15 protein-coding genes are annotated in these 18564 nt (G+C 47.8%); 11 read left to right on the top strand and 4 right to left on the bottom strand.

Annotated features, from left to right (window positions below; all coding sequences use genetic code 11):
- Window positions 1-99: 99 nt before the first annotated feature.
- The 11 genes from ACO0K2_RS14690 to ACO0K2_RS14640 all read left to right on the top strand — a co-directional run bounded on the left by ACO0K2_RS14690 (window position 100) and on the right by ACO0K2_RS14640 (window position 13604).
- A complete protein-coding gene (locus tag ACO0K2_RS14690) occupies window positions 100-402 on the top strand; it encodes an antibiotic biosynthesis monooxygenase family protein (protein WP_423020082.1) in 303 nt (100 codons plus the stop codon).
- 141 nt (window positions 403-543) lie between these two features.
- A complete protein-coding gene (gshA, locus tag ACO0K2_RS14685; RefSeq protein WP_423020080.1) occupies window positions 544-1842 on the top strand; it encodes a glutamate--cysteine ligase in 1299 nt (432 codons plus the stop codon).
- A 33-nt stretch (window positions 1843-1875) separates the two neighbouring features.
- A complete protein-coding gene (gene gshB, locus ACO0K2_RS14680) occupies window positions 1876-2841 on the top strand; it encodes a glutathione synthase (protein WP_423020078.1) in 966 nt (321 codons plus the stop codon).
- Between the two features lie 110 nt (window positions 2842-2951).
- On the top strand, window positions 2952-3359 hold the full coding sequence (locus ACO0K2_RS14675; protein ID WP_423020076.1) for a PTS sugar transporter subunit IIA: 408 nt from the start codon (window positions 2952-2954) through the stop codon (window positions 3357-3359).
- A gap of 14 nt (window positions 3360-3373) precedes the next feature.
- A complete protein-coding gene (locus ACO0K2_RS14670; protein ID WP_423020074.1) occupies window positions 3374-3643 on the top strand; it encodes an HPr family phosphocarrier protein in 270 nt (89 codons plus the stop codon).
- Between the two features lie 181 nt (window positions 3644-3824).
- Window positions 3825-5591, top strand: coding sequence for a phosphoenolpyruvate--protein phosphotransferase (gene ptsP / locus ACO0K2_RS14665; protein ID WP_423020072.1), 1767 nt, complete (start codon window positions 3825-3827; stop codon window positions 5589-5591).
- A 327-nt stretch (window positions 5592-5918) separates the two neighbouring features.
- The gene (metX, locus tag ACO0K2_RS14660; RefSeq protein WP_423020070.1) at window positions 5919-7070 is read left to right on the top strand and encodes a homoserine O-succinyltransferase MetX; all 1152 of its coding nucleotides are present in this window, start codon (window positions 5919-5921) and stop codon (window positions 7068-7070) included.
- Window positions 7067-7675, top strand: coding sequence for a methionine biosynthesis protein MetW (metW, locus tag ACO0K2_RS14655; RefSeq protein WP_423020068.1), 609 nt, complete (start codon window positions 7067-7069; stop codon window positions 7673-7675). Before metX ends, metW begins: the two co-directional genes overlap by 4 nt.
- A gap of 66 nt (window positions 7676-7741) precedes the next feature.
- Complete coding sequence (locus tag ACO0K2_RS14650; RefSeq protein ID WP_423020066.1) at window positions 7742-8635, top strand: M48 family metallopeptidase; 894 nt, start codon at window positions 7742-7744, stop codon at window positions 8633-8635.
- Between the two features lie 679 nt (window positions 8636-9314).
- Window positions 9315-11699: a TonB-dependent receptor gene (locus ACO0K2_RS14645; RefSeq protein ID WP_423020064.1), complete on the top strand. Its 2385-nt coding sequence runs from the start codon at window positions 9315-9317 to the stop codon at window positions 11697-11699.
- Between the two features lie 174 nt (window positions 11700-11873).
- Window positions 11874-13604 (top strand): bifunctional metallophosphatase/5'-nucleotidase, encoded by a 1731-nt coding sequence (locus tag ACO0K2_RS14640; RefSeq protein ID WP_423020062.1) that lies wholly within the window; start codon window positions 11874-11876, stop codon window positions 13602-13604.
- A gap of 165 nt (window positions 13605-13769) precedes the next feature.
- On the opposite strand, the gene ACO0K2_RS14635 is transcribed toward ACO0K2_RS14640, so the two are convergent.
- From ACO0K2_RS14635 to gatB, 4 genes are all read right to left on the bottom strand, one after another.
- Entirely contained in the window at window positions 13770-14756 is a 987-nt protein-coding gene (locus tag ACO0K2_RS14635) for a hypothetical protein (RefSeq protein ID WP_423020060.1), read from the bottom strand.
- A 577-nt stretch (window positions 14757-15333) separates the two neighbouring features.
- The gene (locus ACO0K2_RS14630) at window positions 15334-16107 is read right to left on the bottom strand and encodes an exodeoxyribonuclease III (RefSeq protein ID WP_423020058.1); all 774 of its coding nucleotides are present in this window, start codon (window positions 16105-16107) and stop codon (window positions 15334-15336) included.
- A gap of 159 nt (window positions 16108-16266) precedes the next feature.
- The gene (gene pyrE / locus ACO0K2_RS14625) at window positions 16267-16932 is read right to left on the bottom strand and encodes an orotate phosphoribosyltransferase (RefSeq protein ID WP_423020056.1); all 666 of its coding nucleotides are present in this window, start codon (window positions 16930-16932) and stop codon (window positions 16267-16269) included.
- An 82-nt stretch (window positions 16933-17014) separates the two neighbouring features.
- Complete coding sequence (gatB, locus tag ACO0K2_RS14620; protein ID WP_423020054.1) at window positions 17015-18475, bottom strand: Asp-tRNA(Asn)/Glu-tRNA(Gln) amidotransferase subunit GatB; 1461 nt, start codon at window positions 18473-18475, stop codon at window positions 17015-17017.
- Window positions 18476-18564 lie beyond the last annotated feature (89 nt).

Here is an 18564-nt window from a genome sequence, read left to right as displayed (position 1 = left end):
ATCTGTTTTCCGACCAAGGTAAGGCACCTCGATCGATCATCGTAATGAACAGTCAGCCTGCCATGATTATCAACTATCACGACGACCTAAGAGCTTAAAATGATTCTCGAAATTGCTGACATCCGTATTCATCCTGGACAACAAACTGAGTTTAACGCAGCGATACAACGCGGTATCGACGAAGTGATTCGCCACGCCAAAGGCTTTAGTGGATTCAAAGTCAATCATGGCATTGAATCGCCAGAACGTTATGTGTTGATGATCTACTGGGAAACGCTCGAAAATCACACCGTTGATTTCCGCGAATCGCCTGCATTCTTACAATGGCGCGCCATTGTCGGTCCATTTTTTGCTCAAGCCCCCGTGGTAGAGCATTTTAATCTGTTAGCAAAATCGGCCTGATACTTGTAGGGGTATCTTCAGGAGCGTCTTGATTCCTGTGGATTCACCCCAAGCTAGGTAAGTCATCAAACACCGGTGGTCTGGTCAGTGTATTTTGGTTACAGCTGCCGGTGATTCAGGCAGCTCATCAAAAAGGTCAATATGGTTCCGCATCTCGTCACGGCTCTGAATGGGCCACTGCTCGATCTAGAAAAGAAAATCCTTGAAGCGACCCCCGCGATTGAACGCTGGTTCCGTATGGAATGGCAAGAGCATACGCCGCCATTTTATTGTTCGGTCGATTTACGCAACGCCGGCTTTAAGCTTGCGCCCGTCGATACCAACCTGTTTCCGGGTGGATTTAACAATCTTGCCAATGAAATGTTGCCGTTGGCTGTTCAGGCGGCGATGGCGGCGATTGAAAAATATTGTCCTGATGCCAAGAACCTGTTGTTGATTCCAGAGAGTCATACCCGCAATACGTTTTATTTGCAGAATATTGCTCGGATGATGCAAATTTTCCGTCAGACAGGTCTCAATGTCCGCCTCGGTTCTCTTTCTCCGGATATCACAGCGCCAACGCCCATCGACCTGCCAGATGGTACGCAGCTGATTCTGGAGCCGCTGGAGCGTTCGGCCAATGGTCGCCGTCTGGGTCTGAAAAATTTTGACCCTTGCACGATTTTGCTTAACAACGACCTTTCCGCTGGCATTCCAGCCATCTTGGAAGACATCAATGAACAAACACTGCTACCACCGCTGCATGCAGGCTGGGCATTGCGTCGTAAAAGTAACCATTTTTCAGCGTATGACGAGGTCGTCAAAAAATTCGCCAAAATGGTCGACATTGATCCGTGGATGCTCAATCCCTTCTTTACCAAGGTAAAAGATGTCGATTTTAACGAACATACTGGTGAGGACGCCCTAGCGGCGGCAGTCGATACGATCCTCGCCAAGATCCGTAAAAAATACAAAGAATACGGTATCAAAGAAAAGCCATTCGTCATCGTCAAAGCCGATGCCGGCACGTATGGCATGGGCATTATGACGATCCATAGCTCTGATGAGGTGCGTGATCTCAATCGTAAGCAGCGCAACAAGATGTCCGTCGTCAAAGACGGCATGGAAGTGCGCGACGTGATCGTTCAAGAGGGTGTGTACACCTTTGAACAGATCAGAGAGTCGGTTGCCGAACCTGTGGTGTACATGATTGACCGTTACGTTGTGGGTGGTTTTTACCGATTCCATGAAGAACGTGGCGTCGATGAAAACCTCAATGCCCCAGGAATGCATTTTGTGCCGTTAGCGTTTGCGCAACAACATGCGGTGCCGGATATGAAAGCAAAACCGGGTACTGCGGCACCGAATCGTTTTTATATGTACGGTGTCGTCGCCCGCCTAGCCTTGCTCGCTGCCTCGTTAGAGATGGAAAAAACGGACCCTAATCCTGAGATTTACTAAATTGCTGGTTCATCCGGCTTACGGAAATTTGCTATGAAAATTGCTTTCCTGACTGATCCTTTAGCGCAGTTCAAAACCTACAAGGATTCAACCTTTGCCATGATGCGCGAAGCCCATCGACGTGGTTACCAGATCTATGCATTTGGTCCGCAAGATATGGCGCTGGAGTCTGGAGAGGTGATTGCGAACATCAGCAAAATTACCCTCACCGGCGATGAACACGACTGGTTTCGGGCGGATGCACCTGTAGCGTTGCCACTGAGCAGCTTCGACGCCGTACTGCAGCGTAAAGATCCGCCATTCGATATGGAGTATATCTACGCCACGTATTTGCTAGAAATGGCAGAGCGTCAGGGCGCCAAAGTCTTTAATAAACCTGCCGCGATTCGTAATCACAACGAAAAGCTGAGTATTGCGCAATTTAGTCAGTTCACGACCCCTACCTTGGTCACTCGCGACGAACAACGGATCCGTGCCTTTCATCGTACCCATCAGGACATTATTCTCAAGCCACTCGATGGCATGGGTGGTACGGGTATTTTCCGTATCCGCGAGGATGGGATGAATTTGGGCTCAGTGATTGAGACGCTGACACTCAATGGTGCACGTACTATCATGGTTCAGCGGTATATTCCGGAGATTGTGCACGGCGATAAGCGTATTTTGTTGATCGGCGGCAAAGTGGTGCCTTACGCCTTGGCACGGATTCCGCAAAATGGCGAAGTACGCGGCAATTTGGCGGCGGGCGGTGTTGGTGTTGCGCAAGAACTGTCCGCGCGTGACCTTGAGATTGCACAGACTTTGGCTCCAGAGCTTTATCAAAGGGGCTTGTTGCTGGTAGGATTAGATGTGATCGGGTCCTGTCTGACAGAAGTGAATGTCACTAGCCCGACTTGCTTCCAAGAAATTACGCAGCAAAAAGGATTTGATGTCGCGGCAATGTTTATCGATGCCCTCGAAATTGCCGTCACAAGTGCTTACAAAAACGATAACATTTGACATACACTACGATGGTGCGTTGACTATACTCGCGCCGGGGTGGTGAAACGTCGGATGGCACCAATTGAACATGTGGCGATTCATTCGCGTACACCCGAGATAGAGAAAAGATGGTCGGTATACTTTTGATGACACACGCCCCGCTGGGTTCTGCATTTATCGAGGCAGCGGCGCATGTTTTTCGTGGCAAGCCTGAACGAATCGAAGCGATTGATGTGATTGCCGATCAGAACACCGAGGAAGTCAATCAGCTAGCGCGCGCTGCTGTCGAGCGCCTCAATGATGGTTCCGGTGTGTTGGTGATGACAGACATTATGGGCGGTACGCCATCGAATTGCTGTCGCCACCTCGGTGAGCCTGATCAAGTTGCCATTATTGCCGGGATTAGTTTGCCAATGTTGTTACGTGCGATCACCTACCGGAGCGATGTGCTCGATGTCGTCGTCGAAATGGCACTCGCTGGCGGACAAAATGGTGCTTTGCGAATAGACAATAGAGTGCGGCTCTCCCCTAACTAATTTGAAAGTGAAACATGGTTCAACAAGAAATTGAAATCGTCAACAAACTGGGATTGCACGCTCGCGCCTCCGCAAAATTTACCCAGCTTGCTAGTAAATTCAAAAGTGAAGTATGGGTTAGCCGCAATAATCGTCGCGTCAATGGCAAGTCCATCATGGGTGTCATGATGTTGGCGGCCGGTAAAGGAAGCAAGATTCTGTTAGAGACCAATGGTGAAGATGAGCAGGATTGCTTTACAGCGATGTTGGCCTTAATCAACGATAAATTTGGTGAAGGCGAATAAACTGACGTCAGCTTAATACATGTTGCTGGTCCTTGCTTTCTGTCCTCTGAATTCAAAATAACTCCTCTTGAAAGAGTGACGGACAGGCGGAATGCAGACAAAATACAGACAAAACAGGCCAGCAACATCAGATTCATCACCGCAGGGATGAATATAATACATTGAAGATTGGGGACAAGGCATGGCATCATTTACATTGCAGGGCATCCCAGTTTCCCGTGGCATTGCGATTGGTAGAGCGCACCTTTTACGTCCAGCTGCGCTGGATGTTGAACATTATCTGGTTGCACAAGAACAGGTAGAAGCCGAGGTGCTTCGCCTGCAAACTGCGATTGCCCACGTCCACAAAGAGTTGCAAGCCATCTGGGCTGATTTGCCACAGGACGCACCGACAGAACTTGGCGCTTTTATTGACGTTCATGTTCTCATCTTATCTGATCCCATGGTGTCTGAAGCACCGTTGGATATCATCCGCTCCCGCCACTACAACGCCGAATGGGCGCTGGTGACGCAGGTCGAGGAACTATCCGCGCAATTTGATGAAATCGAAGACGAATATCTGCGCGAACGCAAAGCCGATATTCAGCAAGTCGCCGAACGGATTTTGAAGGTACTTACTGGGTCTGCAAACGAGGTGCCGCGTTCCGAAGGTATCGATGAACGCAGTGCGAATATGATCGTTGTTGCGAAGGATATTTCTCCAGCAGACATGATGCAGTTTCGCGATGTCGCCTTTGCCGGTTTTGTCACGGACGAAGGTGGGCAAAACTCTCATACCGCTATTGTGTCTCGCAGCCTTGGTATTCCCGCCGTGGTAGGTATGGGCAATGCGTCACAATTGATCGAACATGACGATTGGCTCATCATTGACAGCGATGCAGGTGTGGTCATCGTTGCGCCAACGTCGCAAGTATTGGAGCAATATCGCGAGCGCCAGATTCTGCTTCAAAAACAGCGGAAAAAACTCAGTAAGCTCAAAAAGACGCCGGCGATTACGCAGGATGGTGTCGAAGTCACTTTGCTCGCCAATATCGAATTACCCGAAGACACCGCACATGCCCTTGAGGCAGGTGCCAGCGGTGTTGGTCTGTTCCGTTCTGAATTTTTGTTCATGGAACGTAGTGGGCAAGAACACAAGCTTCCCACAGAAGAAGAGCAATTTGAGGCCTACCGCACGGCTGTACAAGGGATGAAGGGTCGTCCTGTCACAATTCGGACGCTCGATGTTGGCGCAGATAAGCCATTGGATGCCTCCGACCATAATATCCTCAACCCCGCGCTGGGATTGCGTGCTATTCGCTATTGCTTGAGTGAGCCACAATTATTCCTAACGCAACTACGTGCTATTTTGCGGGCCTCGGCGTTTGGTCCCGTCAAGATCTTGATTCCGATGATGGCGCACAGTTTTGAAATCGACCAGACCCTTGCCATGCTAGAGCAAGCGAAAAAGCAACTGATCGAGGAGGGTAAAGCGTTTGATGCCAACGTGCCTGTTGGTGCGATGATTGAAGTCCCTGCCGCTGCCTTGGCTTTGCCCATGTTTGTCAAAAAACTGGATTTCTTGTCCGTTGGAACCAATGACCTGATTCAATACACCCTGGCCATTGATCGGGCAGATCACGAAGTGGCCCATCTCTATGATGATCTTCATCCAGCGATCCTTGAGTTGCTTCACATGATTGTAACGACGGCCGAAAAAGCCAACATTCCTGTGTCGATTTGTGGCGGGATGGCGGGTGACCTGCGTTTAACCCGTTTGCTAACGGGCATGGGGTTCCGTGAACTCTCTATGCCAGCCGCATTGTTGCCAGAAATTAAACAGGCGATTCTCAATACGCACCTAGAAAACGTACAACCTTACGTCAAAAAGATATTGCGTAGTTACGATCCTGTTGTTATTCGTGAAACATTGGCGGCAATGGAGAGTGTAGGGCAAACTGTTCATTAAGTGACATGCGATGCGGACGTCTTACGAGGTGCTCTTATCGGAACGGGCGCTCTCTGCACTGTTTGACGTCCGCCCGAGACTTGGTTATCCTTAACGGGTTGGATAACGTAAGGATCAGTGGTATTGACTGATCCTAGCGGTCCTACCCTAATTTGTAGCATTGATGCGCCGATTTGAAAATCAGCTTGCGGGCGCAATCCGGAGAATCCGGATAATAAATACGGCTAAAGCGAGCTTGAATGCTGCTTTTCTTTCTCTCTCATTCAGCCCATCTTTTAGCCTTCCTTGAATTTTTTTTGAACGAGAAATTTCTCGATGGAAGTGTGTATGTCAGCCTCACCTCAATCTGTCGGCGCCGTGGTGCCACAAGCATTTTATTTCGATCAGCCCTTACGATTGCAAAGTGGCGCGAGTATTTCTGAATATACCTTGATGGTCGAAACCTACGGTACGCTTAACGCCACCAAAAGTAACGCGGTTCTGATTTGTCATGCGCTCAACGCCTCGCACCATGTCGCTGGTTATTATGCCGACGACCCAAAAAACGTAGGCTGGTGGGACAACATGGTTGGCCCAGGCAAGCCTGTGGACACCAATCGGTTTTTTGTCATTGGCATCAATAATCTGGGATCATGTTTCGGCTCCACCGGACCCATGCATAGTAATCCTGCGACGGGTAAGCCTTATGGCGCTGATTTTCCGGTCGTGACAGTCGAAGACTGGGTCAATGCTCAGGTACGTGTTGCTGATCAAATGGGCATTGCCCAATTTGCCGCCGTGATGGGGGGATCGCTGGGTGGCATGCAGGCATTGGCGTGGAGTATTTTGTATCCAGATCGTCTGAAACACTGCGTTGTCATCGCCTCCACACCAAAACTCTCCGCGCAAAACATTGCATTTAATGATGTGGCGCGACAAGCCATTTTGACGGACCCTGATTTTCATGGTGGTGACTTTTATGCGCATGGTGTCGTGCCGCGTAATGGCTTACGCGTTGCACGTATGATCGGGCATATCACATACTTGTCCGATGACGATATGGCAGAGAAATTTGGTCGTGATTTAAAGTCAGGTGATTACCAGTTTGGCTATGGCGTCGATTTCGAAATTGAATCCTATTTGCGCTATCAGGGTGATAAGTTCTCTGACTACTTTGACGCCAACACCTATTTGTTGATCACGAAAGCCCTCGATTATTTCGATCCTGCAAGACACACTGACGGCGATCTGAGTCAAGCGCTGGCGCGGACGAAAGCACGCTTTCTCGTCGCGTCGTTTACGACAGACTGGCGTTTTTCGCCGGAACGCAGCCGTGAAATCGTTCGTGCTCTGGTGACGAATAAACGGACAGTCAGTTACGCTGAAATTGATGCGCCACACGGGCACGACGCGTTTTTACTCGATGATTCGCGCTACCTCAATTTGATTGCCGCTTACTTTGACCGCATCGATACCGAATTACAAGGAATACCAGCATGAATTTCTCAGACTTAAACCGCCTGCGTCCGGATCTGGCGTTCATTGCTGACTGGGTGAAAGCCGATTCACATGTTCTTGACGTGGGTTGTGGCGATGGTGTCATGCTTGATTATCTGCAATCGGATAAACGTTGCGTCGGTTACGGAATCGAAATCGCCGATGATAAAGTGCTGGCCTGTGCGACACGCCATGTCAACGTGATTCAGCAAGACATGGAAAACGGCCTCAGTATGTTCGACGACAACGCATTCGATACGGTGTTGTGTCTCAACTCGCTGCAAATGATGAAGCACGTTGAGCCCTTACTGCGTGATATTGCGCGGGTGGGGAGGGATGCGATCGTATCGTTTCCTAACTTTGGATATTGGCCGCATCGTACCGCACTATTGATGGGTAAAATGCCGGTCTCAAAGTCGTTGCCGTATCAGTGGTATGACACGCCAAACGTGCGTTGTGCCACGATTTATGATTTTTCTGATCTGGCGAACGAAGTGGGATTAGAAGTGGTGGAATGTGTGGCCTTGCATGAAGGAAAGCAGGTCCACGTTTTACCGAACTGGCGCGGTAGTCTCGCTGTGTTCCGCTTACAAAAGCGCCGTGCGTAATACCAAGGGCTTTAAAACGTTGGCGTGTGACACCATGTGCAGCATAACAACCTACGCGATTCTGTCATGAAAATTGTTCCTTACCCCCTTCTGTTGTGCTGTGCGCTTGTGGGCGGTGTTACTTATGCCCAAGAGGCACCGCCACGTCAGGATGGTGTCAATGTTGGCGGGATGTCTTGGACCCGAAAATTTGGCGGTAGCGGGATAGAACAACAAGCGGCACTCCAATACGCACAAGTGATTCAGGATGCCCGCCAGAAGCGTGCCTTGGGACCGGATGATTTTCCGCAGGTTGTTCGCTTGAGAACCATTGCCAACAAGCTGATCCCCTACACGTTGAGCTGGAATGCGCGATCGAAAAATTGGAAGTGGGAAATCAACTTACTCGCGTCGAAACAAATTAATGCCTATTGCATGCCTGGTGGCAAAATTGCATTTTATTCCGGTATCCTCGATACACTGAAACTCACTGACGACGAAATTGCGATTGTCATGGGACACGAGATCGCCCATGCTCTGCGCGAACACGGTGCCGAGCGTGCTGGTAAAGCGAATATTCTGAATTTCATGGTGCAAGGCACGGAAATTGTCGCTGGATTAAAAGGCTACGACCCACGGTTTGCGGGCGCGCTTGCTGGAAGTGTGGCCAAAGTTGGGATGTTGGCGTTTTCACGCCAAGATGAAACCGAGGCAGACATTGTTGGTTTGGACATCGCTGCCCGAGCAGGCTTCGACCCACGTGCAGGGATCGTTTTGTGGCAGAAAATGGCGATGGTCAATAAATCATCCCCGCCTCAATGGCTATCGACGCATCCCGCTGGTACTAACCGCATTCTAGAGATTCAGAAGCACCTACCAGAGGTGATGCCGCTGTATGCCAAAGCACACGGATACAATGTCAATAAACTTGCCCCTTATCAAACCAACGTTAAAGGCATCGATGCCGTTGCCTATCCATAAATCAATAGAAGAAAAATATGCATTTTTCTATATAGACTGTTACAAAAAAATCCCAAAAGCGTAACATTTCCTTACTGTCTTTATGACATAAATTCTCATTTTGCAGTTTTAAGTCATCTTTAAGACTTCGCAAATTTTCACGTAGTTATTACTTAACTATCGTCAAAACTGCCTAAAATCATTAATAAAAATGCATTTTTGTGGTGTGTTTATGACACATTTCGGGCATTTCCGGGTATTTGTCATCATCCTTTCATAATTGGATGTAACACTCTGCTCGGTTCTAAAAACTTCTGTGATAGACTTTTTCGCTATATCAATATATTTATTTTGTAAGAAGTTGTTGCAAGATCGATAGGAAGTTTGCACTTCGAACACCCCAAAAATAGACGGGTAAATGAGCGGCGTCTATTTTTTTCATCCTTCAAGCAATCGTTTGCGCAATCTACGCCAACTCTTTCGGTGTAGTAAGCAATCGTTTGCGTAAGGCTTTTGGTGCGGGTTCGCAAGGGCAAACGGTGATAAAACGAATACTAAAAAGCCAATGAAATCTGGTGTATAGGATGGCGACGGAGACAACATCTGACCAGATATGAAGTAGAAAACGCATGACGTTTGACAAGAAATTGATATTTATTTTGACATTTAATTTATCTGAAATCTGACTAGGGAGCAGTAAATGAAACAAACCACAAAATCGCCAGCGTTGTTACCGCGCCTGTCGATGGTTGCAATTGCATGCCAATTAGCATGCCTGAGTATGTCTTCTGCGTTTGCAGCTGAACAGCCTGAAACGAATAACGATCCAGTTGATTCCAAGCAAGTTACTATTACCGGTAAAAAAGTCGGTATGGGCTTGATGGTGCAAGAAAGCGCGCCTAAAGCACGTAGTACCATCAATGCAGAAGAGTTGGCGAAACAGCGTCCTACAGGCAATGCATACCAAGCTCTGGAATTGATGCCTTCCGTGAATAGTTTCAACTATGACGCGACAGGTCTGTTCGGTGGTGGTTTGTCACTGCGCGGCTTCAACAGCGATCAAATTGGTATGACCATCAATGGCGTGCCAGTGAATGACTCCGGTTCTTTCTCTTTGTACCCACAAGAATTCGTTGACCAAGAAAATACATGTACTGAATTCGTTACACAGGGTTCGACAGACGTTGACTCTCCACAAATCGGCGCATCGGGCGGTATTATCGGTATCACGACATGTGATCCATCCAAAGAACAACGTTTCCGCGTAGCGCAGACGATCGGTTCGCTCAACATGTACAAAACATACATGCGCTATGACACAGGTATGTTGTCCGATGAAAAAACACGTTTGTTCATTTCTGCTTCCCACGCTTACGCGGACAAGTGGAAAGGTGCAGGCGGTGGTGACCGTTACCACGTAGACATGGGCTTCCGTACGGACTTTGATCGTTTCAACTCGATCAGCGGTACCGTGTTGATGAACCGTGAGATGAACAACAACATCAATTCCATTACGTTGTCTGATCTGGCGAAGCACGGCTACTACTACGATTACTCAACAACATTCATTGGTCACGCAGCAAAAACACCAGGCACAGCGGGTTCTGATCCAAGCCAAGCGAGCGGTGATTCTTACTACCAATTGTCACAAAACCCATTCCAGAACATGATTGCTTCTGTGACTGGTAAGTTCCGCATCAATGAAAACACTGATGTAAAAATCATCCCTTACTACTGGTATGGTCTGGGTACTGGCGGCGTTCAGCAAAAACTGATGTCTGAAACAGGCTTCCTCAACACGACGACAGGTAAGTTGGGTGCCGGTGTTGATCTGAACGGTGACGGCGATACAAAAGACAAAGTCATCGTTGCTTCAAGCTCCATGACACGTACCAACCGTCCAGGTATTACTGGTTCTGTCACACACACCATCGACAATCATCAGCTCCTCGCTGGTTTCTGGATCGAACGCGCTTCTCAGGATCAATTTGGTCCGATGGTCGCTGTTGATGCAAATGGTAATGCTGCTGATATCTGGTTGCGTAATGGCCGTATTCTGCGCCCAGACGGCACACCTTACGAGTCCCGTGACTGGCATACAGTTAGTACTGCTTATCAGTTCTTTGCACAAGATACAATGAACTTGTTGAACGATAAGTTGACATTGAACATTGGTATGCGTGCACCAACGATGAAGCGTCAATTCACAGACAAAGCAAGTGAAGGCGAGCCAACTGCTGGTTACACTATCGAGCGTACTTACCACGATTTCTTGCCACAAATCGGCGTGAAATATCAGATCGATCATGACAATCAGTTGTTTGCTAGCTTGGCGAAGAACATGAAAGTACCTGGTAACTTTGCTTACGCAACGACAGGTAACGTTGTTGTCGTGAATGGTCAGCCAACAATGCCAGTGGACGTGAAGCAAGAAACGTCTTACAACCTGGACGTAGGTTACCGTCTGCAAACAGACAAAGTAACTGCGCAAGCAACTGTATTTGCTGTTGATTTCAAAGATCGTTTGGCTTCGACAACAGATCCAGTCACACTCAACAGCACATTGGTTGACGCTGGTAAAGTTCGCTCCACAGGTGCTGAGTTTGAAATTGGTAATACACCGATCCACGGCTGGTCTGCATACACATCCCTAGGTTATATCAATACCAAGATCAGAAACGACATCATGTCGTCTGGCGTAGCGTTGCCAACGAATGGCAAGCAAATGACTGATACACCAAAATGGAAAGCAGGTATCAGTGGTCAATACGAAACTAATTCTTGGTATGTTCGCCTGAAAGGCAAATACACCGGTCAAGAATTTGCAACAATGACCAATGACCAGTCTGTTGCTGGCTACACAACGTACGACTTTGATGCAGGTTATCAATTCCCGAACGCTGGTATGTTCAAGAAAACGACACTGCGTCTGAACGTCAGCAACATCACCAACAAACAATACCTGAGCCCATCCAGCTTTAACGTATTGAATGCGGTTGCTGTTGGTGCCGCAAGTGCGAAGAATGTCTACTACTACCTCGGTGCACCACGTTTTGTATCCGTTTCGTTGCAGACAGATTTCTAATCTGACAAAGCGAGATATGCTGTCGTAATCAGACAGCGGTGATATAGTCAAAAGGCCAGTAACAACGTGATTGTTACTGGCCTTTTCTTATTGTTTTCGCGCATCGCAATAGAAGAAAATTGGTATGCAACCTATTCGTCATATGATTTAGCCCCTTATTCAAAGAGACTCGGAATGCCCTCATTATTACCCGCGTTCAAGCACCCATTTGGTCAAAAACTATCCGCATCGTTGCTAGCTCTTTCACTGTTATCCGCTTGCGCGATTAACGGTGAAAACGCCAAAACGACACGTTACGAAGACGTCACTATTTTTAGCATCAATGATTTTCACGGCAATTTACAAGCGGAACAACCCGTTCCCTATTTTGCAAACATCCCCGACCCACAGCACCCAGGCCAAGTAGAAAAAAGACCAGCAGGTGGTTATGCTTATCTCGCCACGAAACTCAAAGAGCGCCGTGCCGCTGTACATGCCAGTATTTTGGTTGGCGCCGGTGACCTCATGGGAGCGTCACCGATGGGATCGGCACTACTCAACGACGAGCCCGTGATAGAAGCAATGAACCAGCTCGGTTTGTCCGTTACTGCGATTGGTAACCATGAATTTGACCGCGGTACAGATGAGCTGATGAGAAAGCTTCGCGGCACATGTCCGGCATCAGGGTGCGCTTTTACTGGCTTTCATGGCGCGAACTATGCCTATCTCGGCGCCAATGTCTCACAGCTTGGATCGACGACACCTTGGTTACCTCCTTATGTGATTCGCCAGGTCGGCGATGTCAAGATTGGATTTATCGGTGCGGTAACTGCGGATGTACCCAATATCGTCGCAGGCGATGTCGTACGTCAGTTACGTTTTGAGGATGAGGCAACGGCGATTAATCGCTATGTGCCCGAAGTAGAGAAACAGGGTGTTGATGCGATTGTCGTGTTGATCCATGAAGGTGGGATGTACAAAGGTGACGAAAACGATCCGACTTACCGCTGCGAAGGCTTGCAGGGACCGATTATCGACATCGCTAACAAACTCGATCGACGTATTAGTTTGATTGTGTCAGCACACTCCCATCAGGGCTACACGTGCAAGATTGGTGGACATCTGGTCGTGCAAGGTCGTAGTTATGGCGCGTTTTTGACGGAGTCCACATTAACTATCGATAAGCAAACCCATCAAGTGATCAAAGCGGTTGCCGTTAATCATTTGATTGATCAGAAGCGCCTTGTTGCTGATCCGCATGCACAAGAATTGGTAACACAAGTGGCGACACAAACAGCGGCGATGCGTCTGCGTCCTGTCGTTACCCTCAATCATCCCTTAATGCGTGACAGTGATGGTACGCATTTTGACAGTGTCTTTGGTAACGTGATTGCGGATGCACATCTGAGCTATGCTAATCAACATGGACATGCAGATGTTGCGTTTATCAACGAAGGTAGCATCCGTAACGATTTACCTTCCGGCCAACGACCAGCGCCGATGACGGTTACTTTTGGTGATCTCTACGCCACGCAACCCTTTGGCAATATGCTGATGAGCATGCAACTCACCGGTGCCGAAATTGTTCAACTATTGCAGCAACAATGGGCCGGAAAACCCACCGATGAGCCGCGTAAGTTGTTTGTTTCTGAGTCACTTTCCTACACGTGGAAAAAAGGATCAGGTACGGCAATTGAGATCGCCAATATTCGCATTCATGGTCAGCCGCTGGAGATGACACGCAACTATACCGTCGTCGCAAACAACTTCTTGGCCGATGGTGGTGATAGTTTTACAGTGTTCAAACAAGGTCGCGATCGCAAAGTAATTGGCCGTGATCTCGATGCACTGGAGGCATACTTGGTGAGTCACATCGCCCAGATTGATGCGGGTGTGAATTTGAATCGCGTTCAGCATCAGCCGTGAGTTGATGGTCCGCGCTTGAGGAGTAGTTGCTAGCAGGTGCTAGCAGTTACTCCCAAGTTTTTTTCCTCCATGTGTTCATCGCTGGACGAGTAAAACTATACTCGGGATATATCGTTAATGTTGGTCCAAACAATAGATTGAATCAACAATAAGTTGAGCCGCCAATTAATAAAAAAATCCTCGTATTTTGTCACTCCAACTCATTTCAAAAAATGCGGCTGGAATGTCATTCACCGTATAAATCGGCGTTACACGGTACCCATCTTTTCTCAATAACGAAATCAGCCCTGGATAAAGTGTGTCATTCAAACGATAGTCAGCGAGGTGCGCTGATCCTACGGTGATCACCCCTTTTTTATGCTTTTTTAGATTACTGCTAATAATAGAGGCCCAAGTAATATTGCGTGTCGTGCATAAAAAGGGAAAGACTACGCTAAGATATTCAGCACCGATGGTCAATGGCGTTCTCGCTGCTGATGGTTCTTCCATCAGATGACTCAATTCTTCTACAGTGCAAGGTTGTGCTGCATCGATGCACGCTAGTGTGTAGTAATATACCGATCTCGTGGTTCTCTTGATGAGACCTGATGTTAAGTCAGGATCTTCAACCACGAGGCGCAGTAACTTGACGAGGGATTGAAGACGGTCTGCAACGATGATTTCACGTGTCGCTTTCGGTTCAAGACAAAAATTGTCCCATAATTGACTGGGGCTATCTAAACCAATGATTCTGGAGCGTTGATTTGTCTTTGCCAGTTCAGAGTTGTAATCGGCAAAGTTAAAAGACGCTAAATTTTTTTTTCTATTCTCTGCGCGTTTCGTGGAAATTCCCGGTGGATAAACAATGGAATACTCTGTCGAAAGAGCACTTTGATAAAGTAACATCTCAGGTAGGCTATCGTAATGTTCAATGGCGTAAGGAACAGTAAAATTTGCTGCCTTTGCAGCTTTCCGAAAGTCAGCAATTATCGGATCCAATCGCTGAGTAGAATGGTCGAGACATTTTTCATTGCTGGCAGGATTAACTTTTTCAGTCCAGACGCCCTCAGCAAAAATCTTCGCATTTTTTTGCGCTAAAACAGGCTTGACGACTTTCTCGAGAAAAGAGCTATTTTCAAATTCTCCACCAAAGTGCGTTTCACCTATTAACACTGCAATTTGATCCCCTTGCCGAACGAGGTAGGCCTGAGCAACAGGTGCTGCTTGCGCTTCAGATAAGTAGCGCAAGCCAATGATCAGAAGCCCCGCCAACACCAACAACACCTTTAAAAACAAACTATTCTTTACAGCTGCAACCATGCGGGACTCCAGATGTTCAAGCGATTAACGTCTAACAATGATGAAGGTTTTACGGTACGAGAATGACATCAAGCTGGTTTGTTACTCTGTCTGTGATACTCGCTTCCGTTGTCCGATACCTGATCGACATGCCTTTTTCGGCACATGAACACAATAAATCAATATTGTATATTTTATAATATCAATGAGAAAAGTTTAACATATCAGCGTTTATTGCATAAACATCTACTCTGCTTTGTGTGGCAAATTAACTTCGTTGCTTAGAGTAAAAAAACAAAGGCGCAAGGTCGACAAGACGTTGAAAGAGACGCGAGGTCATTCCTGCTGAACACAAGCAGGAATGAGGAGATTTTTTGTGGAAAAGAAAAAAATCGAAACAGCGAAGAAGCTTAAGGCGGATGAGCGAATCGCATTCTTGCGCTGGCTTCTTTTAGCCGTAATGGATAATCAACGGCGAATGGTCAGAGAAACGCTGTTCTTTGTAGATAGATGCAGATGTGGCGGTGGCGCTGATACCTGGAGTGGCAACATGGTAGTCAATACGCCACCCGACATTGTTTGCCCATGCCTGACCGCGGTTACTCCACCAGGTATAGGCTTCGCCGGTGGTGTCGGGGTGTAGGCGACGATAGACGTCAACCCAGCCTTGCTCGTCAAACAAGCGCGTCATCCAGGCGCGTTCTTCTGGCAGGAAGCCTGAATTTTTTTGGTTGCTCTTCCAATTTTTGAGATCGATTTCTTTGTGGGCAATGTTCCAGTCACCACAAATAACGATTTCACGTCCTTGTGCAATTAGTGTCGCCAGGTGGGGGAAAAAGGCATCCATAAAACGGAACTTCGCCTCTTGACGTTCGGGAGACGAAGAGCCCGAGGGGCAGTAAACGGAGATGATTGACATATTCCCGAAATCACAGCGAACGTACCGCCCTTCAGCATCAAATTCGGCATTGCCGAAGCCGATATGAACAGCATCGGGTTGCTGCTTACTATAGACGCCTGCACCGGAATATCCTTTTTTCTCGGCATAATGAAAATGACCATGGTAGCCATGCGGCGTCAAAAAATCTGGGGTCATGTCTTCTGCCTGGGCTTTCAGTTCTTGCACGCAGACGAAGTCGGGATCTTCTTTTCCCATCCATTCAAAAAAGCCCTTTTTGGCTGCAGAGCGAATACCATTTAAATTGGCAGAGACGATTTTTGTCATGACATATTCCGTAAATTGACTTCATCAACAAAACAAAAAAACTGACGTGAATGGCTATTTCAGTCAGTTTTTTTCTTTCATGTGGTGCAGCGTTCTCGTTGAACATTGAGTAGGATCCACCTACTCACAACGGCATCGGCGCACGATCTTTAGTGACGTTTATACTGCGCCGTATTTATCGCGATAGGCTGCCACCGCTGCTTTGTATTGTGTCAGTTGTGCATCCGCACCCGCTGCAGACAGATAGTCAAACAGGTCGTTGAGATTGCCGATAGAAACGACAGGCATGTTGTAGGCATTGCTGACTTCTTGCACTGCCGAGTGCGCTGACAAGGCATCATCTTTGCCAGAACGCTCCATACGATCTAAAGCAATCAGCACTGCGCATGGTGTCGCGCCTGCTGCACGAATCATTTCGACGGACTCTCGTACAGATGTGCCAGCAGAGATCACATCATCAATGATCACGACTTTGCCTTTGAGCTCTGCACCAACGATCGTGCCACCTTCACCATGGTCTTTTGCTTCTTTGCGGTTGTACGCAAACGGAACATTCCGACCACGCGCTGCTAATGCAACGGCGGTGGCAGATGCCAGCGTAATACCTTTGTAGGCGGGGCCAAACAGCATGTCAAATTCAACGCCGGAATTGATCAGGGTATCGGCATAGAATGCAGCGAGTTTGCCCAAATTAGCGCCGTCATTGAAAAGACCAGCATTAAAAAAGTAAGGTGAGTTGCGACCTGCTTTGGTGACGAAATCACCAAAGCGGATCACGCCCGCTTTCACTGAAAACTCGATAAATTCTTGTCGTAAATTGCTCATTGTATTCTTTCGTTATCTGCGGCGGTGGTGCTGCTAGAACGTCTTGTGTTGTCTTGTCTTGCAGTACGTCGCGGTTATTCAATTAGCCTGCTAATTTTTTCTTGAGCAGTTCATTGACCTGCGCAGGATTGCCTTTGCCTTTAGTTGCTTTCATCGCTTGTCCCACCAGCGAGTTAAAGGCTTTTTCTTTACCAGCACGGTATTCATCGACCGATTGCTGATTCGCAGCCATGACTTCATCGATAATTTTTTCCAGTGCGCCCACGTCTGAAATCTGTTTTAATCCTTTGGACTCAATCACTTGATCTGCCAGATTGACATCGGCGGAAGGCGCTTGCCACATGGCAGCAAAGACTTCTTTGGCAATCTTGTTAGAGATCGTGCCATCCGCGATACGTTGTAACAGTACGGCTAATTGGGCTGCAGAGACAGGGATGGCGCTGATATCAATCCCTTCGCGATTGAGCGTCGATGCCACATCGCCCATCATCATGTTAGCAGCAGGTTTTGCTTGCGCAACACCGGCTGCTTGTACGACGGCTTCAAAATAGCTCGCAACACCTTTCGATTGCGTCAGGATGGTCGCATCGTATTCCGGAAGACCAAACTGCTCGACAAAACGACTGCGCATTGCACCTGGCAATTCAGGCATGGTGCTACGTACTTTTTCAATCCATTCTGCACTGACTTTTAACGGAGGCAAATCGGGATCTGGGAAATAGCGATAATCCTGAGAATCCTCTTTGCTACGCATCGAGCGAGTTTCTTTTTTGTCCGGATCGTACAGACGGGTCTCTTGCACCACTGTGCCACCATCTTCGATGAGTTCGATCTGGCGACGTACCTCGTGGTTGATCGCTTCTTCGAGGAAGCGGAAAGAGTTGAGGTTTTTAATTTCAGCACGGGTGCCGAACTCTTTCTGACCTACCGGACGTACCGACACGTTGGCGTCGCAACGGAAAGAGCCTTCTTGCATATTGCCATCGCAGATATCGAGCCACATGACCAGCGAATGGAGGGCTTTTGCGTAAGCGACTGCTTCTGCTGCGCTACGCATGACAGGTTCAGTGACGATTTCTAATAACGGTGTACCAGCACGATTGAGATCGATACCTGTCATCCCTTGGTAGTCTTCATGCAAAGACTTACCCGCATCTTCTTCGAGATGCGCGCGGGTTAATTGAATATTTTTGACTTCGGATTTGCCATCTTTCTCAACAACGCAGGCAACATAGCCGCCTTGCACGACAGGAATCTCAAATTGACTGATCTGATAGCCTTTTGGCAGATCTGGATAAAAATAGTTTTTACGCGCGAAGATCGATTCTGGCGCAATCGTTGCACCGACGGCGAGGCCAAATTGAATCGCTTTTTCTACTGCTGCTTTATTCATGACTGGCAATACACCAGGCAGGGCAAGATCCACGGGGCTGGCTTGCGTATTTGGTTCTGCACCAAATTGAATGGATGAGCCACTAAAAATTTTTGAATTCGTTTTGAGTTGCACGTGCGTCTCAAAGCCGATAACTACTTCCCATTGCATAGCAGTTCCTTCTCTTTCATCTTGCCGGGAACAAGTCTGTTGATATCCCGGTCAATTGTCGTCAATCGTATGAGGCTGCTTGTCTTAAC

The organism is Undibacterium sp. MH2W, from assembly GCF_049340215.1.
Lineage (GTDB): Bacteria > Pseudomonadota > Gammaproteobacteria > Burkholderiales > Burkholderiaceae_D > Undibacterium.
This window is presented reverse-complemented; position numbering and strand designations above follow the sequence as displayed.